General features: G+C 63.6%; 19 protein-coding genes and 1 riboswitch. Of the genes, 10 read left to right on the top strand and 9 right to left on the bottom strand.

Annotated elements, in window-relative coordinates; genetic code table 11:
• Positions 1-26: 26 nt before the first annotated feature.
• From ACIPL0_RS30225 to msrB, 6 genes are all read right to left on the bottom strand, one after another.
• A complete protein-coding gene (locus tag ACIPL0_RS30225; RefSeq protein WP_400602427.1) occupies positions 27-980 on the bottom strand; it encodes a VTT domain-containing protein in 954 nt (317 codons plus the stop codon).
• Positions 981-1,090: 110 nt separating this feature from the next.
• A complete protein-coding gene (locus ACIPL0_RS30220; protein WP_400602429.1) occupies positions 1,091-2,527 on the bottom strand; it encodes a catalase in 1,437 nt (478 codons plus the stop codon).
• Positions 2,528-2,826: 299 nt separating this feature from the next.
• The gene (locus tag ACIPL0_RS30215) at positions 2,827-3,474 is read right to left on the bottom strand and encodes a hypothetical protein (RefSeq protein ID WP_400602431.1); all 648 of its coding nucleotides are present in this window, start codon (positions 3,472-3,474) and stop codon (positions 2,827-2,829) included.
• Between the two features lie 439 nt (positions 3,475-3,913).
• A complete protein-coding gene (gene msrA / locus ACIPL0_RS30210; RefSeq protein ID WP_400602433.1) occupies positions 3,914-4,651 on the bottom strand; it encodes a peptide-methionine (S)-S-oxide reductase MsrA in 738 nt (245 codons plus the stop codon).
• A 26-nt stretch (positions 4,652-4,677) separates the two neighbouring features.
• Positions 4,678-6,495: a cytochrome c biogenesis protein DipZ gene (locus ACIPL0_RS30205; RefSeq protein WP_400602435.1), complete on the bottom strand. Its 1,818-nt coding sequence runs from the start codon at positions 6,493-6,495 to the stop codon at positions 4,678-4,680.
• A gap of 218 nt (positions 6,496-6,713) precedes the next feature.
• Positions 6,714-7,229 carry a peptide-methionine (R)-S-oxide reductase MsrB gene (gene msrB, locus ACIPL0_RS30200; protein WP_400602437.1) on the bottom strand — a complete coding sequence of 172 codons (516 nt, stop codon included), beginning with the start codon at positions 7,227-7,229 and terminating at the stop codon, positions 6,714-6,716.
• A 179-nt stretch (positions 7,230-7,408) separates the two neighbouring features.
• On the opposite strand from msrB, the gene ACIPL0_RS30195 reads away from it, so the two are divergent.
• Together ACIPL0_RS30195 and ACIPL0_RS30190 are read left to right on the top strand one after the other, a co-directional pair.
• Positions 7,409-8,125: a response regulator transcription factor gene (locus ACIPL0_RS30195; protein WP_400602439.1), complete on the top strand. Its 717-nt coding sequence runs from the start codon at positions 7,409-7,411 to the stop codon at positions 8,123-8,125.
• Positions 8,122-9,609, top strand: a complete 1,488-nt coding sequence (locus ACIPL0_RS30190; RefSeq protein ID WP_400602441.1) for a sensor histidine kinase — start codon at positions 8,122-8,124, stop codon at positions 9,607-9,609. The genes ACIPL0_RS30195 and ACIPL0_RS30190 overlap by 4 nt, the downstream gene beginning before the upstream one ends.
• Before the next feature lie 921 nt (positions 9,610-10,530).
• Here the strand turns inward: ACIPL0_RS30190 and ACIPL0_RS30185 are convergent.
• The 3 genes from ACIPL0_RS30185 to ACIPL0_RS30175 are packed head-to-tail and all read right to left on the bottom strand — an operon-like array spanning position 10,531 to position 13,342.
• Positions 10,531-11,316 carry an ABC transporter ATP-binding protein gene (locus ACIPL0_RS30185; RefSeq protein ID WP_400603031.1) on the bottom strand — a complete coding sequence of 262 codons (786 nt, stop codon included), beginning with the start codon at positions 11,314-11,316 and terminating at the stop codon, positions 10,531-10,533.
• Positions 11,313-12,284, bottom strand: a complete 972-nt coding sequence (locus ACIPL0_RS30180; protein ID WP_400603041.1) for a FecCD family ABC transporter permease — start codon at positions 12,282-12,284, stop codon at positions 11,313-11,315. Before ACIPL0_RS30180 ends, ACIPL0_RS30185 begins: the two co-directional genes overlap by 4 nt.
• A gap of 56 nt (positions 12,285-12,340) precedes the next feature.
• Entirely contained in the window at positions 12,341-13,342 is a 1,002-nt protein-coding gene (locus ACIPL0_RS30175) for an ABC transporter substrate-binding protein (RefSeq protein WP_400603032.1), read from the bottom strand.
• A 139-nt stretch (positions 13,343-13,481) separates the two neighbouring features.
• Positions 13,482-13,678, bottom strand: a riboswitch (cobalamin riboswitch).
• Positions 13,679-14,268: 590 nt separating this feature from the next.
• Here ACIPL0_RS30175 and ACIPL0_RS30170 point away from each other — a divergent pair.
• The 8 genes from ACIPL0_RS30170 to ACIPL0_RS30135 all read left to right on the top strand — a co-directional run bounded on the left by ACIPL0_RS30170 (position 14,269) and on the right by ACIPL0_RS30135 (position 25,442).
• Complete coding sequence (locus tag ACIPL0_RS30170; protein ID WP_400603033.1) at positions 14,269-15,012, top strand: SDR family NAD(P)-dependent oxidoreductase; 744 nt, start codon at positions 14,269-14,271, stop codon at positions 15,010-15,012.
• A gap of 48 nt (positions 15,013-15,060) precedes the next feature.
• Positions 15,061-16,512, top strand: coding sequence for an ATP-binding protein (locus ACIPL0_RS30165; protein WP_400603034.1), 1,452 nt, complete (start codon positions 15,061-15,063; stop codon positions 16,510-16,512).
• A 114-nt stretch (positions 16,513-16,626) separates the two neighbouring features.
• Positions 16,627-17,751, top strand: a complete 1,125-nt coding sequence (locus tag ACIPL0_RS30160; RefSeq protein WP_400603035.1) for a GGDEF domain-containing protein — start codon at positions 16,627-16,629, stop codon at positions 17,749-17,751.
• A 509-nt stretch (positions 17,752-18,260) separates the two neighbouring features.
• Positions 18,261-19,886 (top strand): NADP-dependent glyceraldehyde-3-phosphate dehydrogenase, encoded by a 1,626-nt coding sequence (locus ACIPL0_RS30155; protein ID WP_400603036.1) that lies wholly within the window; start codon positions 18,261-18,263, stop codon positions 19,884-19,886.
• An 86-nt stretch (positions 19,887-19,972) separates the two neighbouring features.
• Entirely contained in the window at positions 19,973-20,566 is a 594-nt protein-coding gene (locus ACIPL0_RS30150; RefSeq protein ID WP_400603037.1) for a LemA family protein, read from the top strand.
• Between the two features lie 24 nt (positions 20,567-20,590).
• Positions 20,591-22,483: a M48 family metallopeptidase gene (locus tag ACIPL0_RS30145; protein WP_400603038.1), complete on the top strand. Its 1,893-nt coding sequence runs from the start codon at positions 20,591-20,593 to the stop codon at positions 22,481-22,483.
• 113 nt (positions 22,484-22,596) lie between these two features.
• Positions 22,597-23,214 carry a biliverdin-producing heme oxygenase gene (locus tag ACIPL0_RS30140; RefSeq protein ID WP_400603039.1) on the top strand — a complete coding sequence of 206 codons (618 nt, stop codon included), beginning with the start codon at positions 22,597-22,599 and terminating at the stop codon, positions 23,212-23,214.
• Positions 23,211-25,442 (top strand): ATP-binding protein, encoded by a 2,232-nt coding sequence (locus tag ACIPL0_RS30135; protein WP_400603040.1) that lies wholly within the window; start codon positions 23,211-23,213, stop codon positions 25,440-25,442. The genes ACIPL0_RS30140 and ACIPL0_RS30135 overlap by 4 nt, the downstream gene beginning before the upstream one ends.
• Positions 25,443-25,632 lie beyond the last annotated feature (190 nt).

Below are 25,632 nucleotides of genomic sequence, written 5' to 3'. Positions count from 1 at the left end.
CAAGCCGGCTCCCACAAGTACGGTGCTTATCGTACAGACGCTGGCGCGCCTTCAGGCGCGTCAGGCGCATTGGCCTCGCGCCACGCATCCAGCCCACCCACCAGCGCCTTGCCCCGGGTCAGCCCGCGGGCCTTGAGTTTTTCGGCCAGCAGGGCGGCGGACAGTTCGTTGGGGCAGGCGCAGTAGAACACCATGTCGACATCGCCAAGCTGCTCGATCCACGGCTCCAGCGGCTCTTCCAGGCTGATCGACATGGCCCCGGGAATGCCTTCGACCACTGCGGTGTGAAACTGCGGCCGCACATCGATGACCACCGGCGGGTCGTCGGTGTCGCGCAGGGCCAGTAACTGCGGCACGGTGATACGTGGCACTTGCGAGGTGCGGGCCAGCAGTCGGCGGCGCTTCCAGTATTTCCAGGCGATGAACAGTGCCAGTGCGCCCCCGGCAATCGCCAGAGCCAGCGGCAGATACCCGCTGAGCCAGCCCAGCATCGGGATCAGTGCTTCGCTGAACAGCATGCCCAGCAATAGCGCCGACCCGGCCCAGATAAACGAACCGGCCAGCGAATAGCGCAGGAAGGTGCCGAATGGCGTGGCGTTCATCCCGGCCACCGTGGTCACCAGGGCGCCGGCGCCGGGAAGGAACTTCGACACCAGCATCACCCTTGGCCCAACCCGGTCGTACACGGTCATGCCCTGACGGATGCAGGTGTCCTGGGACAGGGAAATCCGGCAGATCGACTTCAACAGCACGCTGCCATAGCGCTTGCCGGCCCAGTACCACAGGGCGTCGGCGATCATGCAGGCGAATATCGCCACCAGCACCCCGGCGCCGAGCAGGGGCTTGCTCTGCATCGCCAGCGCCCCGGTGACGATCAGGGTCGGATAGGCTGGCACCGGCAGGCCGATCTGCTCCAGCAGCACGTTGAAGAACACCAGCAGCAGGCCGTGGCTTTCGTTGAGCTGTTGCAGTTCGTTCATGGCCGGATGCTCGCGTGAAAAGGGCGCACGGGTGAATCGCGCACAAGAAAAAAGGGGTGTCAGTACCGTGGCCTGAACACCCCTTTTGTGTCAACGCTGACGAGGTCAGATCAACGCAGTTTCTCGATGGCGGCTGCAACGCCCGCACCGTAGGCCGGGTCGGCCTTGGTGCAGTTGCCGATGTGACGTTGCTGGACCAGCGCCGAGGCACCACTGATGGCCCGTGCGGTGTTGTCGAACAGCACCTGCTGCTGTGCTGGCGTCATCAACTGGAACAGTGCCCGTGGCTGCGAGTAGTAGTCGTCATCGTCCTTGCGGAAGTCCCAATTGGCGGCCGCGCCATGCAGTTCCAGCGGCGGCTCGGAGAAATCCGGCTGCTCGACCCAGGCATCCTTGCTGTTCGGCTCGTAACCGATGGTGCCGCCGGCGTTGCTGTTGACGCGCATCTGGCCGTCGCGGTGGTAGCTGTTGACCGGGCATTTCGGCGTGTTGACCGGGATCTGGTGATGGTTCACGCCCAGGCGATAACGCTGTGCGTCGCCATAGGAGAACAACCGGCCCTGAAGCATCTTGTCCGGCGAGAAGCTGATGCCCGGCACCACGTTGGCCGGGTTGAACGCGGCCTGCTCGACGTCGTGGAAGTAGTTGTCCGGGTTGCGGTTGAGCTCCAGCACGCCTACTTCGATCAGCGGGTAATCGGCGTGCGGCCAGACCTTGGTCAGGTCGAACGGGTGGATCTTGTAGGTGTTGGCTTCCTGCTCCGGCATGATCTGCACGAACAGCTTCCACTGCGGGAAGTCGCCGTTCTCGATGGCGTCGAACAGGTCACGCTGGTGGGTTTCACGGTCGCCGGCCACGGCCGCAGCGGCTTCTGCGTCGGTGAAGTTCTTGATGCCCTGTTGGGTTTTCAGGGTGAACTTGACCCAGAAACGCTCGTTCTGCGGGCTGATGAAGCTGAACGTGTGGCTGCCGAAACCGTGCATGTGGCGGTACGACGCCGGGATGCCACGGTCGCTCATGACCACGGTGACCTGGTGCAGGGCTTCAGGCAGCAGGGTCCAGAAGTCCCAGTTGTTTTCGGCGCTGCGCAGGTTGGTGCGCGGGTCGCGTTTGACCGCGTGGTTCAAGTCAGGGAATTTCAGCGGATCGCGCAGGAAGAACACCGGGGTGTTGTTGCCGACCAGGTCCCAGTTGCCCTGTTCGGTATAGAACTTCACGGCGAAGCCACGGATGTCACGCTCGGCATCCGCCGCACCGCGTTCACCGGCCACGGTGGAGAAGCGGATGAAAATATCGGTTTTCTTGCCGATGTCCGAAAACACTTTCGCCTTGGTGTAGCGGGTGATGTCGTGGGTCACGGTAAACGTGCCGAAGGCGCCGGAACCCTTGGCGTGCATGCGTCGCTCCGGAATCACTTCGCGGTCGAAATGCGCCAGTTTCTCCAGCAACCATACGTCCTGCAGCATCAGCGGGCCGCGCGGGCCGGCCGATTGCGAGTTCTGGTTGTCGACGACGGGAGCACCCGCCACGGTGGTCAATTTGCTCATTATCAGGCTCCTGGTTGGGACGGTCAGTCTCAATGGATCAACGACGTTGTTATAGGACGCTCGTGCGTCTTCTTTCCCTGTTGCTCATGGGTGTAACACGGGTTCGGAGAGGGATTGCCGCAATCAGCGGCTGGCGCACGTGCGCCTCGCGTGCCGTTGGCGAGGCGAAAGCGTAGACCTCATCCGTGAATAGGTGAAAAACATGACGTGAAAATGACTGCATGTTGGCCATTGCGGTCGCAAGCGAAAAAAAGCGCCCTGTTCGGGCGCCAAGGGAGGAGAGACCGGCATGAATCGACTCAGTAGCGATAACTTTCAGCGGCACTGACCGCCAGAAGACCCGGGCTCTGGGCCCAGACCTCCATGGTGGAAAAATAGGTGTGTGGCCGGGTCGGCTGGCGGCATTCGCTGGTAAACGATGCCCCCGTGGGGATATCCAGCTTGATCTTGCAGATCAGTTGATTGGCGCGGTACAGCACTTCACTGACCAGATTGGCGGTGGCGTAATCACCGGCATCCACGGCGCGGTCCATGAAACGCTGGGTGCGCGTGACCAAAAGGCTCGAATGGAGGGACAACTGATGGATCTCCTTGAAACATTCACGAAAGCCGGGGGCCTGCTCGGCGTCCTGCTGCGACAGCACCAGCGGCTCGGTCGGCAGCGTGCCGCTCAGGCCTTCGATCCGTTGTTGCAGAAACATCACGAACTGCTGCGAAGCCTGATCCAGCCCCTTGAACAGCTCCTTGATCGCCTGGTAGTTCAGCTTGCGCAAGCGCCAGCGCACTTCCCGGGCAAAACCGCAGATCTGCCGGGCGGTCTGCAAGTGCTCGTCAAGCAAGGACAGGAACTGGTCGCGTTCCTGGCCGTGCAAGGTGGTGTACAAGCCGTGGGCGTCGGCGGCGAATTCGGCACGCAGCGCGGATCTGGGATCGAGTTCGGCAAACATGGTGAATCTCCTCACAGTGTTCTTCGACGGGCCTGTCCGGATCGGTCTGTTCCCACGGCTTGCAGAGAGGTCATGGCCTGCATGACAGGAATGGTTCAAAGGTATGCCGAGCCGTTCGGACAGTCACTTGTACCTTGGTACCGGGCGCTGATACGTAGGTTTTCAGGGGGCATACTTTGGTTTAGGGCCGGGGGCACGATCTGTAGGAGCCGGCTTGCTGGCGAATCACACCTGTTCGCCAGCAAGCCGGCTCCTACGGATGATTTGCGTGAAACCAATGAGGTGTGCAATGGCCAGGTTCTGGCGCCGTGCACACCCACTGTGGGAGCGAATTCATTCGCGATGGGCATTCCGGTTGATGCAAATCCGTCGCCTGGAATACCGCTTCGCGAATGAATTCGCTCCTACAAATGGTCCGCATGAAATCAATGCCGGATGCTCACCGCGAGGTGTTCAACAACACCGGTTTCTCGCTGTAGCGGTCGGCAAACAACTGCTTGAGCTGGGCCACTTTCGGCAGGTCGTTGATGACGATGTACGGGTAGGTCGGGTGGTTGGTCAGGAAATCCTGGTGGTAATCCTCCGCCGGATAGAAACCGTTGTACGACTCGATCTTCGTCGCGATGGGCTTGCCGAACGACTTCGCCGCATCCAGCTGCGCAATGTAGGCTTGGGCTACCGCTTGTTGTTCGGCGCTTTCCGGGAAGATCGCCGAGCGGTACTGGGTGCCGCTGTCCGGGCCCTGGCGGTTGAGTTCGGTGGGGTTGTGCGCCACCGAGAAGAAGATCTGCAGCAGCTTGCCGTAGCTCACCTGGGACGGATCGAAGGTGATTTCCACCGATTCGGCATGTCCGGTGTCACCCTCGCTGACCCGCTCGTACTGCGCGGTGTCGGCCTTGCCGCCGGCATAGCCGGAGACGACTTTCTTCACCCCCTGCACATGCTGAAACACCCCTTGCACGCCCCAGAAACAGCCGCCGGCCAGCACCGCGGTTTCCGTGCCGGGCGCGCTGACCATTTCGTCTTTCTGCGGCGGCGCGATGCTCACGGCGTCTTCATTGCTGGCGAAGGAACAGCCGGCCGCTTGCATCAACACTCCGGCAGCCAGTACGCGCAGACCATGACGACGCCAGGCGGGCAGGGCCGAAGTGAGGCGGGAAACGTTGAAAATGTTCATCTCTGATACTCCTGACGGGGTCGTCATCAACCGAAGGTGAAGGCGTAAGCCGAAACACCCGGCTCGCTGAATTCAATGCTGAAGGTGTGCTCGCTGACGTCGCCTTGCTGGCGCACCAGCTGATACAGGCGCTGCTCGGTGACGGTGCCGCTGCCATCGGCGCTGATATCGCTGCCGTGGGCATCGCCCGGCGCCTTGCCGTCGATCATCACTTTGAAGTGCACCGGCTTGCCGTCACTGCCAGGGCCGAGCACCAGGTGCAGGTCGCGGGCATGGAAGCGGTAGACGATCTTGCCGTTGGCCGCCGCCAGGCTGGCGCGCTCGCTGCCGACGTTCCACTGACCGTCCAGGCCCCAGTTGTTCAGCGCCAGGCTGGCCGGGGTGCTGTAGCTGGCAACGCGGTCAGCCTTGGCGCCGCCGGGGGACACGAAGTTTTCCGCACGTTCGTAGCCGACGTAGGTTTCCGGCGATTTGACGTCGCGCATGTCGGCGGCCTGTTGTACGCCCTGGCCGCTGGCGTCGATCAGGTCGCTGGTGATCTGGCCGTTGCCGGCTTCGCGCAGCAATTGCTGGATGACCCGCTCGGACTCGTCGTAGGCACCCTCACCGAAATGGTGATAACGAATACGGCCCTGTGCGTCGGCGAAGTAGTGCGCCGGCCAGTACTGGTTGTCGAAGGCGCGCCAGATCTTGTAGTCGTTGTCGATGGCCACCGGGTAATGGATGCCCAGATCGGCCATGGCCTTGGTGACGTTTTTCACGTCGCGTTCGAAGGCGAATTCCGGCGCATGCACGCCGATCACCACCAGGCCCTGATCGTGGTACTTGTCGGCCCAGGCCTTGACGTACGGCAGGCTGCGCAGGCAGTTGATGCAGGAGTAGGTCCAGAAGTCGACCAGCACCACCTTGCCCTTGAGCTGCTCGGCGGTGAGCGGCGGGCTGTTCAGCCATTGCACGGCGCCATCGAGGGACGGCAACTGGCCTTCGATCGGCAGGCTCGGTTCGCTGTGCTTCGCGGCCATCATCATCGCCCCGGAGGCCTGCATGCTGGCACCCGCGTCGTCGCGACCGGGAATGTTCTTCGCCATCATCGCGCCGCCCTGCATCAGGTTGCTTTGCGGCTCGCCCTTGAAGCGCGAAACCAGCGATTGCTCCAGGCTGTTGGTCGAAGCGGTCGAGATGCGGGTCAGCAGGCCGGTGTCCAGGCCCAGTGCGATGGCAGCAACGCCGGCCAGCATGGCCGCGCCCAGACCACGGCGAATCCACTCACCGGCACCCAGCGAGCGTTTCATCGCGCCAAACACTTTGCCGCCGACCAACAGCGCCAGTGCCAGCGACGTGGCCGCACCGGCCGCGTAAGCCAGCAACAGCAGGGTGGTGCCGACGCTGGCGCCTTGCAGGGCGGCACCGGTCAGCACCAGACCAAGGATCGGGCCTGCACATGGCGCCCACAGCAGGCCGGTGGCGACGCCGATCAGGAACGACGCCCAGGCGCTGGATTGCGCGCCGGTACCGGCGTTCTCCGACAGCCGGCTGCCCGCTGCCACCAGCGGACGGGTCAGGCGTTCGGCCAGCTTCGGCAGCAGCAAGGTCAGGCCGAACAGGGCGACGAACACCAGCGCCAGGCCGCGTCCGTACTGGTTGAGCTGCACCACCCAGCCACCGCCGACGGCAGCCAGCGTGGCAACCAGCGCAAAGGTCAGGGCCATGCCGACCAGCAACGGCAGGCCGCTGCGCACGAAGGGTTGACCGGTGCGGGCGAACACGAAAGGCAGCACCGGCAGAATGCACGGGCTGACGATGGTCAGCACGCCGCCGAGGTAGGCAAGGATGATCAGTAGCATGGTGTTGTGTCCGTTCAGGTTGATCCAGAAGTTGCGCAGTCTTTGTCGATGCGTGGCGTGCCCCGCGCGCCTTGTAGGAGCTGGCTTGTCCTGCGACCGGCTGCGAAGCAGTCGCCAATCAGGTCCACGCGGTGTGTCAGGAATACAGGGTTGTCAGGGTTTACTGCCGGTTCCCGGCAGGTCGCAGGGCAAGCCAGCTCCTACAGGGGTGCCGCTTTTCAACTTTGCTCGGCAAACGTCATCGCCAGCCCGTTCATGCAGTAACGAAGGCCGGTGGGTTTCGGGCCGTCGTCGAACACGTGGCCCAGGTGCCCGCCGCAACGACGGCAATGGACTTCCTTGCGGACCATGCCGAACGAGGTGTCGGTGCGGATGCCGGTGGCGTTGTCCAGCGAGGTCCAGAAACTCGGCCAGCCGGTGTGGCTGTCGAACTTGGTCGTCGAGGAGAACAGCGGCAACTGGCAACCGGCGCAGGCAAACGTGCCTTGCCGATGCTCGTCGTTCAGCGGGCTGCTGTAAGGGCGCTCGGTGGCTTCGCGGCGCAATACCTGAAACTGCTCGTCAGTGAGCAGCGCGTGCCATTCGGCGTCGCTGTGGCTGACTTCGAAGGTGCCGATGGGCGAATCCTGCGGAATCAGCGCCTCGCCGTCGGCGAACTTGGGCAGCATGCCCAGCGCGAGGGCGGCGACCCCGGCGGTGCCGCTCAATGCCATGAATTGTCGTCTGGAAAGCATGGGATTCTCCCTGGCCGTGTCGATGGGCCGTGTCCTGCAACACGGCGATGGAGCCAGACTAGGCCCGTGCTGTTCGCCGAATCCTCACCGAGAGTTAAACAATTCGTGATAACTGCCCGCCGGCAAAATCGGCACAATGGCGGCATCGCACGCTGAGGTGCCTGCAAGGTTCGCTTTCCATGGATCAGCCCAAACGCATTCTGGTGGTCGAGGACGATAGCCATATCGCCGACCTGATTTGCCTGCACCTGCGGGACGAACATTTCGAGGTGGTACACAGCGCCGACGGCGAAAAAGGCCTGCGCCTGCTGGAACAGGGTGGCTGGGACGCGCTGATCCTCGACCTGATGCTGCCCGGCGTCGACGGCCTGGAAATCTGCCGACGGGCGCGGGCCATGACCCGTTACACGCCGATCATCATCACCAGCGCACGCTCCAGCGAAATGCACCGGATCCTCGGCCTGGAACTGGGCGCCGACGACTACCTGGCCAAGCCGTTCTCGATGATGGAACTGGTGGCGCGGGTCAAGGCGCTGCTGCGGCGGGTCGATGCCATGGCGCGCAACCTGAAGATGGAAGCTGGCAGCCTGTCCAGTGCCGGGCTGTTCATCGACCCGCTGACCCGCGAAGCCTCGCTGGAAGGCCGGCCGCTGGACCTGACGCCACGGGAATTCGATCTTCTGTACTTCTTCGCTCGCCAGCCGGGCAAGGTGTTTTCCCGGCTGGACCTGCTCAATTCGGTGTGGGGCTACAACCATGAGGGTTACGAGCACACCGTCAACACCCACATCAACCGTCTGCGCGCCAAGATCGAAGCCGACCCGGCGCAGCCGCTGCGGATCCTCACGGTGTGGGGGCGCGGCTACAAATTCGCCACGCCCGGAGAGTCGGCATGAACATGACCCTCAGCCGCCGTCTTTCACTGGTCTTCGCCGTGTTGTTGTTGATCTGCTGCGGTACGTCGGTGTGGCTGCAGGTGAGCTCCAGCCGCATGCACGAACTGGAGGTGGTCCAAGGGCTGTCCCGCGACCTGGCCCAGCACATCGCCCGCGACACGCAACTGATGGACAGCAACGGCCTGAAACCCGATGCGGTGCGCGGGCTGTTCAGCCAGTTGATGCTGGTCAACCCCAGCGTCGAGGTGTATTTGCTCGACGTCGACGGGCGCATCGTCGGCGATGCCGCACCGAAGGACCGAATCCTGCGCGGCCAGGTCGATCTCGACCCGGTGCGCCGTCTGCTGGCCGGTGCGCCGCTGCCGATCCTCGGTGACGACCCGCGCAGCGTCGACGGGCGCAAAGTGTTCAGCGCCGCGCCGCTGATGGTGATGGGCAAGCCCGCCGGTTTTCTCTATGTGGTCCTGCTGGGCGAGGCACACGACCGTCTGGTCGAACGCGGCGCCACCAGCGAAGCGCTGCGCACGGCGTTGTGGGCCATCGGTCTGATCGCGTTGCTGTGCCTGCTGGCCGGTGTGCTGGCCTTCGCCTGGATCACCCGGCCATTGCGCCGCCTGACCGAAACTGTCGGCCAGTTCGACATCAACGCCGCACCGGCCACGTTGCCCGCGCTGGAAACAGGCCCGGCGGCTCATGGTCACGATGAAATCGCCGTGCTGGATGCCACGTTCCGGCAGATGCAGCGACGGTTGAGCGAGCAATGGCAGACCCTCAACCGGCAAAGCCAGGACCGCCGCGAACTGGTGGCCAACATCTCCCATGACCTGCGCACGCCGCTGGCGTCGTTGCATGGCTATCTGGAGGTGCTGTCGGTCAAGGACGCCAGCCTCAGCGCTGAAGAACGCCGCCGCTATCTGGGCATCGCCCTGGACCAGAGCCGCAAGGTCGGCGGGCTGGCGCAGTCGCTGCTGGAACTGGTGCGCCTGGAACATGGTTTTGTGGTGCCGGTGGTCGAGCGGTTTTCCCTCAGCGACCTGGTGCAGGACATCTTTCAGAAATTCGAACTGGGTGCTGAAGCCAAGGCCGTGACGCTGACTCCGCAAATGCCACCGTCGTTGCCGGGCGTGTATGCCGACCTGGGCCTGATCGAGCGGGTCCTGACCAACCTGCTCGACAACGCCCTGCGCCACACCCCACACGGCGGCGAAATCCGCGTCGCGCTGCAACCCAAGGGCCGTTCCGTCGAAGTCACCGTCAGCGACAGCGGCCCCGGCATTGCCGCCGAATTGCGCGAAGGCCTGTTCCTACGCCCGTTCAACATCGGCGGTGCGCGCCGCGATGGCGGGCTTGGGCTGCGCATCGTCCACCAGATCCTGCAACTGCACGGACACCGCATCGAACTGATCGACGTTGCCGGACAGGGCGCCACCTTCCGCTTTGCCTTGCCGGTGGATCAACCGGTGGTTGCGCAGGTGGATGTCTGACCGGATTGCTGCGGGAGGATCAGCACAATCTTTGTGGGAGAGGGCTCTGCTCGCGTAGGCGGTGGGTCAGCCGCCACAGCATTGATTGACTTGCCGTATTCGCGAGCAGGGCTCCCTCCCACAAATGATGGTGTTTGCGGGATCTGGGCACGGCAGCACAATCTGCAGAACCACCACAGACCCTGTGGGAGCGGGCTTGCCCGCGAAGATGGCAGGGCAGTCCACATCGCGTTGTCTGACCTGACGCCTTCGCGGGCGAGCCTCGCTCCCACGGCCTTCGGCCAGAATCAAAAGCAGATGGCACACACCGCTCCGTAGCAGTCCGGCTTGCCGGCGGTGGCGATCTTGAGGACGCCTTCGCGGGCAAGCCCGCTCCCACAAGGAATCTGTGTTTCGCAGGCTTTTGATCTGGCTTTTGATCTGGCTTTTGATTTTGATCTGGGGCCCCGTTCCAGAAGGCCGAACGCAGGCGATGCGTAGTGGGCCGAGCGGCATGGATGCCGCGAGAGCCGCGTGGGCCATGGATGGCCCATTCGCGGCGGGCCCACGGAGCATTGCCGGAGTGAGGGAACACCGAGCATTAGCGAGGTGCCGTATGGCGGGGTAAAGAGCCCTTGGTTACTTGGGGCTTTTCCAAGTAACTCGCCGCCAGGCGAAACAAGGCTGCGTTAGCAGACCAGCAATCTATCAGACACACCGCATGCACCGGTTTTACGACGACTTCGTCGCCGGTCGCAGGACAAGCCAGCTCCTACAAAGGTCCGCGTAACTCGCCGTCAGGCGAAACAGGGCTGCGTTAGCAGACCATGCGATCCGTCAGACACACCGAGTGCACAGGTTTTACGACGACTGCGTCGCCGGTCGCAGGGCAAGCCAGCTCCTACAGGTGGCGCAGCGTTCAGGACGCAATACCGGAGCCGATTACAGCGCCCTCAACCGCAACCACCGCGATCCATCCAGCGGATCCGTCAACCAGTGGCCCGACACCCCGAACGTCTCACGCAACCGCTCCGGCGTCAGCACCTCGGCGGGCGGGCCCAGCGCCACCAGACGCCCGCTGTCCATCACCGCCAGACGATCACACCCCAACGCCTGATTGAGATCATGCAAGGCAATCACCGTCGTCACCGGCAAGCCGTGAACCAACCGCAGAATCGACAATTGCTGCTGAATATCCAGATGATTGGTCGGCTCATCCAGCAACAGCATCTGCGGCCGCTGCGCCAGGGCGCGGGCGATGTGGCCGCGCTGGCGCTCGCCACCGGACAGCGTGTGCCAGGCCCGATGGGTCAAATGCTCCAGGCCGACATCGGCGATGGCCTGAGCGACGATGCGGCGGTCTTCCTCGCTCCACGGCGTCAGCGCCGACAGCCACGGCGTGCGCCCCAGCTCCACGGCCTGCAACAGGCTGATCGCATCGCCGGTTTCCGCGTGTTGCTCCACCAGCGCCAGTTGCCGGGCGATGTCGCGACGCTTCAGGCTCGACAGCGCTTGATCGCCCAGACGAACCTCGCCCGCCGTAGGCTTCAGCAGCCCGGCCAGCAACCGCAGCAGGGTCGATTTACCGGAGCCGTTGGGGCCGACGATGCCGAGGTTTTCGCCGGTATGAATACTCAGGTTCACCTCGCTGAGCAACGGCGAACCCTTGATCGCATAACTCAAACGCTGGCCTTGCAAGGCACAGGTCTGCCCGTTGAACGCGTTCATCGGCTGCGGCTCCCACGGATCAGGATCAAGGCAAACACCGGCGCTCCGACCAGCGCGGTGATCACGCCGATCGGCAACACCTGACCCTTGATCAACGTGCGCGACAGCACATCGGCAGCGATCAGAAACAGCGCGCCGCTCAAGGCGCTGAGGGGCAGCAGGCGGCTGTGGCGGACCCCGGCGATCATGCGCACCGCGTGGGGAATCACCAGCCCGACGAAACCGATGGAGCCGACGATCGACACCAGTACCGCCGTGACCAGCGCTGCGCTGGCGATCAGGATCACCTGCACCCGGCGCACCGGCACCCCCAGCGAGGCCGCCGAATCGGCGCCGAAGGTGAAGGCATCCAGCGCCCGGCGATACCAGACACAGACCAGCAGCCCGGCCAGCACCACTGGCACGCTCAGCCATACCGACGACCAGCGCACGCCGCTGAGGTTGCCCAGCAGCCAGAACATGATGCCGCGTGCCTGTTCGGCGCTGGCGGATTTGGTGATGAGAAATGCTGTCAGCGCATTGAACAACTGCGATCCGGCGATTCCGGCGAGGATGATCTGTCCGGCGCTGTTCTGTCCTTGAGAGGAACGGGCGAGCAGGGCGACCAGAGCAAACGCCGCCATCGCCCCGATAAAGGCACCGGCCGACAGTGACAGAGCTCCTGCGCCGAAGCCGATGATCGCCACCAGCACCGCGCCGGTCGACGCGCCTGCAGAAATCCCCAACAGGTAAGGGTCGGCCAGCGGGTTGCGCAACAGCGACTGCAACACCACGCCGGCCACCGCCAACCCGGCACCGCAGGCTGCCGCGACAATGGCGCGGGTCAGCCGATAGTTCCAGACAATGCCCTCGTCGATGGGATCGAGCGGATAACCCGCCGCCCACAATTTGTTCGCCAGCACCTGGAAAATCGTTGGCAGGCCGATGGTGGTTTCACCGATGGCGACCCCGGCAATGATCGCCAGCATCAACACGATGCCGACCCACAGACCATGACCGAGCAGGCGTTGCAAGCGCTCGCGACTCATTGCCCGGCGGTGGCCTGGGCCAGTTGTTCGATGCCGTCGAACAGACGTACGCCGGACTCCATGGCATTGGCGTCCATGATCACGATGCGATTGTTTTTCACCGCGTCCATGTTGCGGGTGACCGGGTCGGACTTGAGAAACGCCAGCTTCTTCTCATGGTCATCCGCCGGGAAGCGGCGGCGGTCCATTCGCGCGATGACAATGATGTCCGGGTTGGCCCTGGCGATGGTTTCCCAACCCACGGTCGGCCATTCCTCATCGGAGTCGACGACGTTGCGCATGCCCAGGGTATCGAGCATGAAGTTGGGAATGCCTTTGCGTCCGGCCACGTACGGATCGACCTTGAGGTCGGCGCTGGAGAACCAGAACACCACCGACGGGTGCTTGTCGTCATGGGCTTTTGCCTGCTCGACAGCCTTGGTCAGACGTGCCCGGTAGCCGTCGATCAGTTGTTGGCCGCGGTCCTGCACGTCGAAGATTTCCGCCAGTTGGGCGATGCCCTTGTACAGCGTGTCGATGCGGAAAGCCTGCAGCCGCGTGCCGTCGGCGCCGACGAGATTGTCCTTGCCTTCGCAGTCGGACGGCAGGATGTAGGTCGGGATTTTCAGGTCTTGGAACTGCTCGCGGGTGGCGACCGCACCTTGGGGGCCGACCATCCATTCGAACTGCACCGGCACCAGATCGGGACGTTTGCCGATCACCGATTCGAAACTCGGCGCGTTGTCGGCCAGGCGTTCGACCTTGTCGTTGGCCGCCTTGAACGGTGGCAGTACCGGGTTGAACCACAGCGAGGTACCGACCATGTGCTCGCCCAGGCCGAGGGCATAGAGGATTTCGCTGGCGGCCTGGCCGATGGTCACGGTTTTCTCGGGCGCCTTGGCGAAGGTCAGCGGCATGCCGCAGTTGTCGAGGTGCAAGGGATAGTGCGTCGAGTCGGCGAATGCCGCGCCGGACAGGGGCAGGGCGAGAAGCAGGGAAGCAAGGCGGCGCAGCGACATGAAAGGTGATCTCCAGTAAACCCGTTGGCCGGTGAGGCAGGCACTGGAAAGCACATCCCGACTTGCTGCAAAAAACGCAGGGCAAGGGCAGATCGCGCACGCGGCGCAGACGGATGTCCTTCCCGGACACCCCGCCGGTGGATGATTGACGCTTGCCGGCAGGTCTCCTGACTGACGCTTCATCGCCATGCTCCGGCCTTCCCGGGATCAACCCAGTGGCAATCGTGGAGCAGGCTCGGCGCCTACAGTTGCGGGGACAGTTCCGTTTGAGCCGATGCCGCTGGCCCGTGGATTCCCTATTAATTCCGTGTGGAAACCGGCGGCGGGGATACTAAACGATTCGATCTGTGGAGGCGAATTCGACGACGGTGAACCCGCAGCGCCGGTGTTGGCGATCTCAAGCATGTCACCGCCGGCAAGCCGGACTGCTACAGGGGCTGGTGTCATGCAGAAATCATCTGAACGACACATAACCCGTGGGAGGGAGCCCCGCTCGCGAAAGCGTCATCCCGGTCAATGCTGTGTTGACTGACCCACCGCCTTCGCGAGCAGGGCTCCCTCCCACAAAATGCTGTGTTTGCCGCCTGACGGGTGAGCAATCCAAAACCTGTAGCAGCATGGCTTGCCAGCGGTGGGGGCCTGGCATGTCACCGCCGGCAAGCCGGACTGCTACGCCAATATCACCAACGCCTTTGTGGGAGCGGGCTTGCCCGCGAAAGCGTCCGGTCAGGCAACGCCGCCTCGCCAGGCTGGCCCACGTAGTCATAACGACCCCGCAGAGTCTTTATGACCGCAGATCATCGTGAGTCAAATTAACCGCAATCTCGCCCAACCCCTTGTTTTTCTGAGTTTTAAGACATGGCACGAATCCTGAAACCACCCCCGGGGAATGCCTTTTCTGTCTCAGCCCTCAGGAAGAACGCGATATGAACAGTGAATTCAACGATCGTCTGGCCGTGGTCACCGGGGCCAGCTCCGGCATCGGTCTGGTTCTCACCGAGCGCCTGCTCGACAGCGGCGCCTATGTGGTGGCGATGGCGCGCCGTGCCGGTGGGCTTGAAGCACTGAAAGGCCGTTACGACGAACGCCTGCATTACCTGCCGGGAGACGTGACCGACGCCGAGGATCTGCAGCGTCTGGCCGACTACACGAAAACCCTCGGACCGCTGGATTATCTGGTGCCCAACGCGGGCGTGGCGTTATTGGCCGACGGTCTGGATTCCACCGGCTTTCAGCGCAACTGGACGGTCAACGGCGAGGGTGCGCTGAACACCCTGGCCGCGTTGCGCAGCCAGTTGGTCGCTCCGGCGTCAGTGGTGTTCATCGGCACCTTCCTCTCGGCACTGGCTTTTCCGGGGCTGGCCGGTTACATCGCGTCGAAAGCTGCCCTCAGCGCCCACGCCCGCACGCTGGCAGTGGAACTGGCCGGCGCCGGTGTGCGGGTCAACGTGGTGTCGCCGGGCCCGACCGCAACGCCGATCTGGGGATCGCTCGGCCTGCCCGGCGAGCAACTGGATGCTGTGGCCCAGGCGGTCAACGCGCGTCTGCTCGATGGCCGCTTTCTGGAACCGGCGGCGGTGGTCGATGTGATCCTGTTCATGCTCTCCAGCGCCGCGCGCAGCATCCATGGTCAGGACATCGTCGTCGACGGTGGTTACACCCTGCGCTGATTGGCGCAGACCCTTTTCAATGTCTTTCCATGGAAACGGAGGCCGCCGTTGAGCGATGCCCGCAATTGTCGGTTCGATGAAGTCCTGGAGTTCGGCCCGTTCCGGCTGTACCCGGGCACGCGTCGGCTGGAAAAGAACGGCCAGCCGTTTGCCTTGGGCAATCGCGCCTTGGATTTGTTGATCTCGCTGGCCGAGCACGCCGGCGAGGTGGTCGACAAACGAACCCTGATTGCGCGGACCTGGCGCGACGGCGCGGTGGATGACAGCAACCTGCGAGTCAACATCGCCAGCCTGCGCAAGGCCTTGGGCAATGCGGTCGACGGCGGGCATTACGTCAGCAACATTCCGGGCCGCGGCTATTGCTTCGTGGCCCGGGTCAGCCGGCGTCGCGTGGCGCCGACAGCTGGAGAGGGCGCCGCGACAGCAGCGGGGCCGGTGCAGTGCGGGTTGCCGCCGATGCCGGTGCGACTGTCAGGGCGTGAACAGGTTGTCGCCAGCCTTGGCGCGAGTCTGAACCAGCGCCGCCTGCTGTCGATTGTCGGGCCGGGCGGCAGTGGCAAATCCTGTGTGGCGGTCGCTGTTGGGCATGAGGCGTTCTGGACGTTCGAGCGCCGCGTGCATTATCTCGATCTGACGGTGGTGGCAGGCGAGGGCGCGCGGTTACCCCGGACCCTGTGCCGATTGCTCGACCTGGCCGAACCCAAAGGCGATCCCTGCGTTGCCCTCGCAGGCTATTTTGCCGGCCACCGCAGCCTGTTGATTCTCGACAACTGCGAGCATCTGGCCGACGCCGTTGCCGCGTTGAGTGAGCAACTGATCGGCGCCTGCCCCGAGCTGCACCTGCTGCTGACCAGCCGTGAAGCGCTGCGCAGTGAGGGTGAGTGGGTCTACCCGTTGCCGCCATTGGCCTGCTCTCCGGGCCACGTCGACACGGAACAGGCGCTGGCGTATCCGGCGCTGCGCCTGTTTGTCGAACAGGCGCAAAGCACGGGCAGCGATCTGGTGCTGGATGATGCGTCTGTGGCCTTGATCGGCGACATCTGCCGACGCCTGGAAGGGCTGCCGCTGGCCATCAATATCGCTGCTCGTCGGGTCGGCACCCTCGGCTTGCAGCGCCTGGCCGAATTATTGGGCGATGTCGCGAGTCTCGACTGGCAGGGGCGCCGTACTGCGCCGGCCAGGCAACGGAGCCTGCGGGCGTCGCTGGACTGGAGTCACGGCTTGATTGCAGAGGACGCACGGCGGGTGTTCGTTCAACTGGCAGCGTTCGATGGCGGCTTCAGCCTCGACGATGCGCTGCGAGCGGTGGGGCAGGACACTCCGGAACAGCCGCTGCAGGTCGAGGTTCTGGAACGGTTGGTGGCCGCCTCGCTGCTCGTGGTCGCGCCGACGGCGCAGGGCCAGGTCAGCTATCGAATGAGCGAAAGCAGCCGGGTATATGCGCTCAGCCTGGCCCGTGATGCCGCTGCCGGCGCCCGTCGTTTTGACCTGGCACGTTGATCGGGCAGGGCGCAATGCCAAATAAACGCGGTTTATAGTTGCCTGTGTTGTATACCGTCATAGCACGATGCCACAATCGCGCGTTGTCACGGTGACACAAAGCAGGCGGATCGAATGGACGTCCTTGAGATTCAACACGAGCGTGATGTCCTGATACGGGCCCAGGTGCGCAGCGATCGCATGCACCTGTTGTTTCGCCAGAGCTTTTTTTCCGTGTTCGGCAGCCTGTTGGGCGCATTGATGCTCAGCTGGCTGTGCTTTGACCGGGTCGACCACGGGGTGATGTATCGCTGGCTGATCGTGCTGGGGGCTTCCACCTGCCTGCGGCTGGCGATGTTGCTGGTGTATTTCCGCAGCCCCGTCGATGCCCGCACCCCGGAGCGCTGGGAGCCGATTTACTGGGCGACGCTGGTGTTGTCGGCGTCGATCTGGGGTGGCGGCGCGGTGGCGCTGATGAGCGGCGGCGATCTTCTGACCCAAACCCTGGTGCTGCTGTTTGCCGTGGGCATGTCGGTCAGCGCGGTGTCGTGTTATTCGGCTTATCGCTCCATGGTGCTGGTGTCGATTGGCCTGGTGTTACTGCCGTGCTCGTTCTGGTTGCTGCTGCAGCCGATGTCGACCCAGATCGGCATGGCTGTGGCGTCGCTAGTGTTTGCCTCGTTCGTCGCCAGCGCCACCAACACCTTGTCGGCGGCCATGGAAAAGGCGTTCAGCCTGACCCGCGAGATGGAGTACGCCCACGGCATCGCCAGCCACGCGGCGCAGACTGACGAGCTGACTGGGCTGAAAAACCGGCGGGCGTTCTTCCTTCAAGCCGAACAGTCCTGGGAAGACTGCAAGCGCAACGATCTGCCGCTGTGTGCATTGATGCTGGACATCGATCACTTCAAGCTCATCAACGATTCCTATGGGCATCAGGCCGGCGACGAGGTGTTGCGCCAGGTGGGCGCGGTGATCTGCGAGTCGGCGCGGGAAATCGATGTCTGTGGCCGGTTGGGCGGTGAGGAATTTGCCGTCTTGCTCGCTGGCACCTCGCTGGAAGACGCCGAGCTGACCGCCGAGCAACTGCGCGAAGCCATCGCCCGGCTGCCTTGCGAACACATGGAAGGCATCACCGCCAGCCTCGGCATCGCCTCGATGAACGCTGCCGACCAGAGCGTCCACGCCTTGCTCGGCAGCGCCGACAAAGCGCTGTTCAAGGCCAAGGCCCAGGGCCGTAACCGCACGGCGGTGGCCTGAACTGCGCGTCAAATGGCAAAGCACCACATTCCTGTAGGGGCGCGCTTGCCCGCGATAGCGATCAACCTGACGCCTACAGGTGGCTGATACACCGCATTCGCGGGCAAGCCCGCTCCCACAGGGTTTGCGTTTGTCGTCCAACCCGGCGAACGCCGCGAATCCTGTAGCAGTCCGGCTTACCGGCGCTGACGTCTTCAAGACCGCTGCCGCTGGCAAGCCATGCTGCTACGGTGCGGCGAACTCATGACCTGTAGGAGCTGGCTTGTCCTGCGAGCGGCGGGGAACCCGTCGTAAATCCTGTGCGCGCAGTGTGTCTGACACAACCTGCTGCCACTTCGCGCCAGATCGCGAGCAGAGCTTTCTCGCACGCCGTCGATAAAATCAAAAACTGATCGTGATTGGCCTGGCGTCTCTGTCATTTTCGCCTCAACCCTTTTCATTCCCGCGCCGCTGTGGCGTAGTGTGCTGAACTGTTTCACCCTGTTACCGACTGGAAGAGGTAAAGAGCGATGACCCTGCAAAACCGCCTGGACAACCTGTACCCGCGCGCCGAAGACATTCCCGAGCAGTTCCGCGCGGGACCGGCCATCGAGCAGCGGGATTATCTGGTCAACGGCGAATTGCGGCAGTGGCAGGGGCCGTTGGCGCCGGTGCTGAGCCCGGTGTCGCTGAAGACCGACACAGGCCTTGAGTCGGTGGTGCTGGGCAGCACGCCGTTGATGGACGCCGACACCTCGATGACTGCGCTGGACGCCGCGGTCAAGGCCTACGATCGCGGGCAGGGCGCCTGGCCGACCATGCGCGTGGTCGACCGCATTCGTCATGTCGAAACCTTCCTCGCCCGCATGCGCGAACAGCGCGAGGCCGTGGTCACGCTGCTGATGTGGGAGATCGGCAAGAACCTCAAGGACTCGCAGAAAGAGTTCGACCGCACCTGCGATTACATCGTCGACACCATCAACGCGCTGAAGGAGCTCGACCGCCGCTCGAGCCGTTTCGAGCTGGAGCAGGACACCCTCGGCCAGATCCGCCGGGTGCCGCTGGGCGTGACCCTGTGCATGGGGCCTTACAACTACCCTCTGAACGAGACCTTCACCACGCTGATTCCGGCGCTGATCATGGGCAACACCGTGGTGTTCAAGCCGGCCAAGTTCGGCGTGCTGCTGATCCGTCCACTGCTGGAAGCCTTCCGCGACAGCTTCCCGGCCGGCGTCATCAACGTCATTTACGGCAGTGGCCGTGAAACCGTCAGCGCACTGATGGCCAGCGGCAAGATCGACGTGTTTGCGTTCATCGGCACCAACAAGGCCGCCAGCGCCCTGAAAAAACTCCATCCAAAACCGCACCGCCTGCGCGCGGCGCTGGGTCTGGACGCGAAGAACCCCGGCATCGTGCTGCCCGATGTCAATCTGGACAACGCCGTCAGCGAAGCCATCACCGGCTCGCTGTCGTTCAACGGCCAGCGCTGCACCGCGCTGAAAATCCTCTTCGTCCACGAAAACGTGGTTGGCAGCTTCCTGGAAAAGTTCGAGGAAAAACTGGCCCAGCTCAAACCGGGCATGCCGTGGGAGCCGGGTGTGTCGCTGACGCCGCTGCCGGAGCCGGGCAAGACCGATTACCTGCAAGGGCTGGTCGACGATGCCGTGAGCAAGGGCGCCAAGGTGGTCAACGAAGGGGGCGGTTCCACCCATCAGCAGTTCTTCTACCCGGCTGTGCTGTACCCGGTGACCCCGGACATGCGCGTCTACCACGAAGAACAGTTCGGCCCTGTGGTGCCGGTGGTGGCCTACCGCGATCTGGAAACGGTGATCGAATACGTGCTGGATTCCGATTTCGGTCAGCAACTGAGTATCTTCGGCAACGACTCCAAACAGGTCGGGCGTCTGGTCGATGCCTTCGCCAATCAGGTCGGGCGGATCAACATCAACGCACAGTGCCAGCGCGGCCCGGACAGCTTCCCGTTCAACGGCCGCAAGAACTCGGCCGAGGGCACGCTGTCGGTGCATGACGCCCTGCGCGTGTTCTCGATCCGTACTCTGGTGGCGACCAAGTTCCAGGAGAACAACAAGGAACTGATCAGCGACATCATCCACAACCGCGAATCGAGCTTCCTGACCACCGATTACATCTTCTGACCGATGTAATTCCCTGAGCATCAGCAGGCGGGTTCGGCTACCATCTGGCGGCCCGCCCACCTGCAGTTGCATTCAAGGAAGTCTGCATGGTCTCGAAAATCATTGTTCTGGTTCTGCTGGTCGCTTTTGTCTTCTACGTCATCGGCATCTACAACCGTCTGGTGCTGCTGCGTAACCGCTTCAAGAACGCCTTTGCGCAGATCGAGGTGCAGCTCAAGCGCCGTCACGATCTGATCCCCAACCTGGTCGAAACCGCCAAAGCCTACCTGGGCCACGAGCGCGACACCCTCGAAGCGGTGATCAGCGCGCGCAATCAGGCGGTGGCCGGACTCAAGGCGGCCGCCGGACAGGCCGGTGACGAGCACAGCATGGCGCAGCTGGGTAATGCCGAAGGTGCGCTGAGCAGTGCCGTGGGCCGTCTGACCGTGACCATGGAAGCCTATCCGGATCTCAAGGCCTCGCAGAACATGCAGCAACTGAGCGAAGAGCTGACCAGCAGCGAAAACAAGGTCGCCTTTGCCCGTCAGGCCTATAACGACGCGGTGATGGAGTACAACACCTATCGCCAGTCTTTCCCGCCGGTGTTCTTTGCCGCCCGTTTCGGCCACAAGACCGATGCCGGTCTGCTGGAATTCGCCGACAGCGCGCAGATTCAGGCGGTGCCCAGGGTGGCGTTCTAAGTCCGCGGGCACAGGGAAGGCCGGATGAATTTCTTCGAGCAGCAAGACCGTGCCCGGCTCAACAGCAGGCGTCTGGTGCTGTTGATGGCGCTGGCGGTGACCGCATTGGTGGCGTTGACCAGCCTGGTGCTGAGCGTCGCCTGGCAGTTCATGGCCGACACGGGCAAGAAGCAGCACACCCTGCATGTGGCCTGGAACCTGCTGCCGGGGATCGCCCTGATCATTCTCGCCGTGGTCGTGCTGGGCTCACTCTATAAAAGCCTGCAGCTGCGTGACGGCGGCAAGGCCGTTGCCAAACGCCTCGGCGGGCGCCTGATCAACCTGCAGCAACACGACGCCGATGAGCGCAAGGTGCTCAACGTGGTCGAGGAGATGGCCCTTGCTTCTGGCACCCCGGTGCCGCCGGTGTACCTGATCGACGACACCAGCATCAACGCCTTCGCCGCTGGCCTGACTCCACAGGATGCAGTGATCGGCATCACCCGCGGGGCGATCTGCCTGTTGTCGCGCGAAGAGCTGCAAGGGGTGGTGGCCCACGAGTTCAGCCATATCCACAACGGCGACATGCGCTTGAACACGCGGCTGGTGTCGGTGTTGCACGGCATTCTGCTGATCGGCCTGATTGGCGAATTCGGCATGCGCAGCGCGAAGGACGGTGAACGGGCGGCGATACCGCTGTTTCTCGCCGGCGCCACCTTGTGGGTACTGGGTTACACCGGGACGTTTTTCGGCGGGCTGATCAAGGCTGCCGTCAGCCGCGAGCGCGAATACCTGGCGGACGCCTCGGCCGTGCAATTCACCCGCAACCCGGCCAGCATCGGTGGCGCCCTGAAGAAGATCGGCGGTTACACCGAAGGCTCTTACTTGCAGGCCAGCCATGCGCCGGAGTTCAGCCATCTGTATTTCAGCAGCGGGGTGTCGGCCTACGTGGAAGGTTTCATGGCCACCCATCCGCCGCTGAAAAAACGTATCCGTCGTATCGAACCTCACTGGGACGGGCGGTTTCCGCAAGTGGTATGGCCGACCGCGTACTCGATCATCCCGGATGCGCCTAAGGTCGCTTCGGCGCAGGCGCAAGGGCTGCACTTCACCCTGGCCGATGTCGAGCAATCGCTGGCCTCAGTGGGCGATCCACAATCGGCACATCTGGCCGTCGCCCGTGATGCGCTGGGGCGACTGGCCGGCCCGCTGGGCACCGCGGCCCACAGCCTCAGCGGCGCGCAGGCGCTGATTTACGGGCTGCTGTTGTCCGCCGATCCGGCGTTGCGCAGCCGGCAACTGGCGTTGATCAGCCCGACCCTCGACATCGCCCTGGAGCGGGTCCTGTCGAAGCTGGTCGAGCCGCTGAGTCAGCTCGATCCAGACCTGCGCCTGCCGTTGCTGGACCTTGCCATTCCGGCGCTTCGGCAACTGGAAAAAGGCACGGCCAGAACGTTCAAGGACAACATGGCGCTGCTGATCAAGGCCGACGGCAGTGTCGATCTGGCCGAGTGGACGCTGTTCCGTATCGTCCAGCGCAGCCTCGATCCGCCACGGCCGGTACAGGGCAAGTTCAATCTGGAGCAACTGGGCGACAGTCTGGCGCTGTTGCTCGGCGAACTGGCCAGGGCAGGGCATGCCGACGTGACGCAGGCGCAGGCGGCCTTCGCTTCGGCGTGCGCGGAGCTGCCGCCAGCCCTGCAAACCCTGGCATTCCCGCAGCCGGCCGGGCTCAAGGCCATGGAACACGCGCTGAGTCGCCTCAATCAGCTATGGCCGCTGCAAAAGCCGCAATTGCTCAAGGCCATGGCCCGTTGTATCGAGCACGATGGCCGGGTCACGGCGACGGAAGCGGAGCTGATGCGTGCCGTCGCCGACATTCTCGATTGCCCGTTGCCACCCCTCGCGAGCGGCGCTGAACGGGGGCCGATGTCGTGATATTTGCACCGGCTGGCACTGTCCTTTAGTGTGCGCAATAGCACATTGCCCTGAACCAGCAGACGGATTCGACACTCGAAGCTTTCATCTCTCTTTTCTGGACGCCATCGCCCTTGCCTGACGCTAACGCAGTGCCATCCCCTGTCGCGCCGTCCGAGCGTCGCGCCGAACTCCTGGAGCAGCTGCGCGCGGCCACTGCACCGCAGCATCGACGTCTGGAAGCCCGTTTGCCGTTCTTGCGCAACGACCTGGACCTGGCGACCTACCGCCGCATCATTCAGGCCTATTACGGTTTTCACTTGCCCCTGCAGCGTGAGCTTGAACGTTTCGCTGTGGCGGACAGCGAACGGCAGAAAATCCCGGCCCTGCTCAAGGACCTGCACGCCCTTGGCCTCGACGCCGGACAGATCGGCGCCTTGCCGTTGTGCCGACAGTTGCCTTCGACGGTTACCGAAGCACAGCGCCTGGGCGTGATGTACGTCATGGAAGGCGCCACCCTGGGCGGGCAGGTTCTGCGCCGTCTGGTGCAGGACAAGCTGGGCATCGCCGCCGACAGTGGCGGTGAATTTCTCGATGTCTATGGCCGTGACACCGCCCGCCTGTGGAAGGCCTTTCTCGCCCGGCTCAGCGACTTCGATGACCACGACCAACATGGCGAAACCGTCGAGGCGGCGTGTGCCACGTTCGGCTGTTTCGAAGACTGGCTGGACCGCGCAGGAGTGCTGCGATGACTTCCGTGACTTCGCAACAACTGGACGACCTGTTGCAGAACTGTGCCGACGAGCCGATCCGCATCCCCGGTGCGATCCAGCCCCACGGCGTGCTGTTGATCGTCGACGAGTCCGATTGGACGGTGACCCAGGCCAGCGCCAATGCCTGGGCACAGTTGGGGTTGGGTAACGACGTGGCCCCCGGCCAGGCGTTGTCGGCGTGGCTGGGTGAGGCGCAGGCCACTCGGCTGCGGGAGGCCGTGAGCGGGGGCTCGCTGGAGGAAATCAATCCGCAGTGGCTGCACTGGGGTGAGCGGGCGTTCGACGGTCTGTTGCACCGTCATGACGGGCTGCTGTTTGTCGAACTGGAACCGGTGCAGACCAGTACGACCATGCGGGATCATCACCTGAGCCGCACGTTGCGGCGCTTGCAGGCGGCACGCACGCTGGCCGAGCTGTACGAGATCAGCGTCAACGAGATTCGCGCGCTGACCGGTTACGACCGCGTGCTGATCTACCGCTTTCACGAACAGGGCCACGGCCAGGTCATCGCTGAATCGGCGACGCCCGAGCTGGACGCCTACAAGGGCCTGTTCTTTCCGGCCAGCGACATTCCCGAGCAGGCCCGCGAGCTGTACCGGCTGAACTGGCTGCGGATCATCCCCGACGCCACCTACGTACCGTCGCCGCTGGTGCCGGCGTTGCGTCCGGACACTGGCGAGCCATTGGACATGAGCCATGCGGTGCTGCGCAGCGTGTCGCCGATCCACTGCCAGTACATGCGCAACATGGGCGTGCATTCGTCGATGAGCATTTCCCTGCTCAAGGAAGACCGGCTCTGGGGGCTGATCAGTTGTGGGCACCGCCAGCCGCTGCAAGTGCCGCACAGCCTGCGCGCGGCCTGCCAGACCATCGGCCAGGTGCTGTCGATGCAGATCAGTGCGCTGGAAGAGTTGCACGCCCAGCGTCAACGGCAGGCCAAGGCGGCGCTGCTGAAATCCCTGGCTGTCGCGATGAACGATGCCGAAGGCGATATCTATCAGGGCCTGATCGGCCATCCGCAGGAGCTGCTGGCGGTGGCCGACGCGAGTGGCGTGGCGGTGGTGATCGAAGACCAGTTGCATCGCTTTGGTCAGTGTCCCGACGACGAACAGATCAGGGCACTGCAACAGTGGGTGCAGGCGCGTCCGGAGGCGGTGGTCGAGACGGCCAGTCTTGCCGCGTTGCTGCCCGAAGCGCGGGATTATCAGCGCATCGCCAGCGGTTTGTTGGCGTTCAGCCTGCCCAAGCCGGTGGACAACTCGGTGCTGTGGTTTCGCCCGGAGGTAAAAGACAGCGTGGCCTGGACCGCCAACCCCGAACAGACCAAGGTGCTGGTCGGCAATCGCCTGCAACCGCGAGAGTCATTCGAGGTGTGGAAGCAGCAGGTCGACGGCACGGCGGCGCCGTGGGGGATTGGCGACGTGTATGCGGTGTCCGACCTGCGTCGTTCGGCACTGGAGTCGGACCTGGCGCGGCAGGTGTTGCGCGAGAAGGACGCCGTGCGCGCCCGCGATGAACTGGTGGCGGTGGTGTCCCATGACCTGCGCAGCCCGCTGACCGCCATCGTCATGCAGTGCGGCATGATGCAGCGGGTGATCGCTGCCGACGTCAGCCCGGCGTCGAAGCGCCTCAACTCGGCCATCGACACGCTGCAGCGGGCCACCGCGCGGATGACCAACCTGCTGGAAGACTTGCTCGACACCTCGAAGATCGAGGCCGGCCGCTATTCCATCTGCCCGCAGGTGCTGGAGGTCAGTCAGTTTTTCGAAGACGGCTGGTCGCTGCTGGCCCCGCTGGCCTTGAACAAGTTCATCGAGCTGACCTTCACCAGCGAGCCCGACCTGAAGATCATGGCTGACCCCGAACGGCTGTTTCAGGTGCTGTCGAACCTGGTCGGCAATGCGATCAAGTTCACACCGAAAGAAGGCCGGATCAGCGTGACTGCCAAAGTTCAGGACGGCATGGTCGCGGTCAGCGTGGTGGATTCCGGTGCCGGTATTGCGGCCGAGCAGTTGCCGCATGTGTTCGAACGCTACTGGCGCATTCGCGAGGGCAACCCGAGCGGCACCGGCCTTGGACTGTACATCTCACAAGGCATCATCAAGGCCCACGGCGGCGAACTGATCGCCAGCAGCGAAGAGGGCGTGGGCAGCGAGTTTCGCTTCACCGTGCCGTTGGCAGGCAGCGGTGGCGGCATGGACCTGTAGGCGCCGGCGTACCGAAATTAGGTGGACGACGCGAGCCTTGTGGGAGGGAGCTCTGCTCGCGATAGCGGCCTTCCCGTCACCGATGTATTGCCAGAGCTGACGCCATCGCGAGCAGAGCTTGTGTCTTTAGCTGAGGTAATGTCAGAGGTGAGAGGGGTGGATGGCAGCTGATGAGCAGCGGTGCCTTTTG

The sequence above is a fragment of the Pseudomonas sp. NPDC090208 genome, assembly GCF_044746785.1.
Lineage (GTDB): Bacteria > Pseudomonadota > Gammaproteobacteria > Pseudomonadales > Pseudomonadaceae > Aquipseudomonas.
This window is presented reverse-complemented; position numbering and strand designations above follow the sequence as displayed.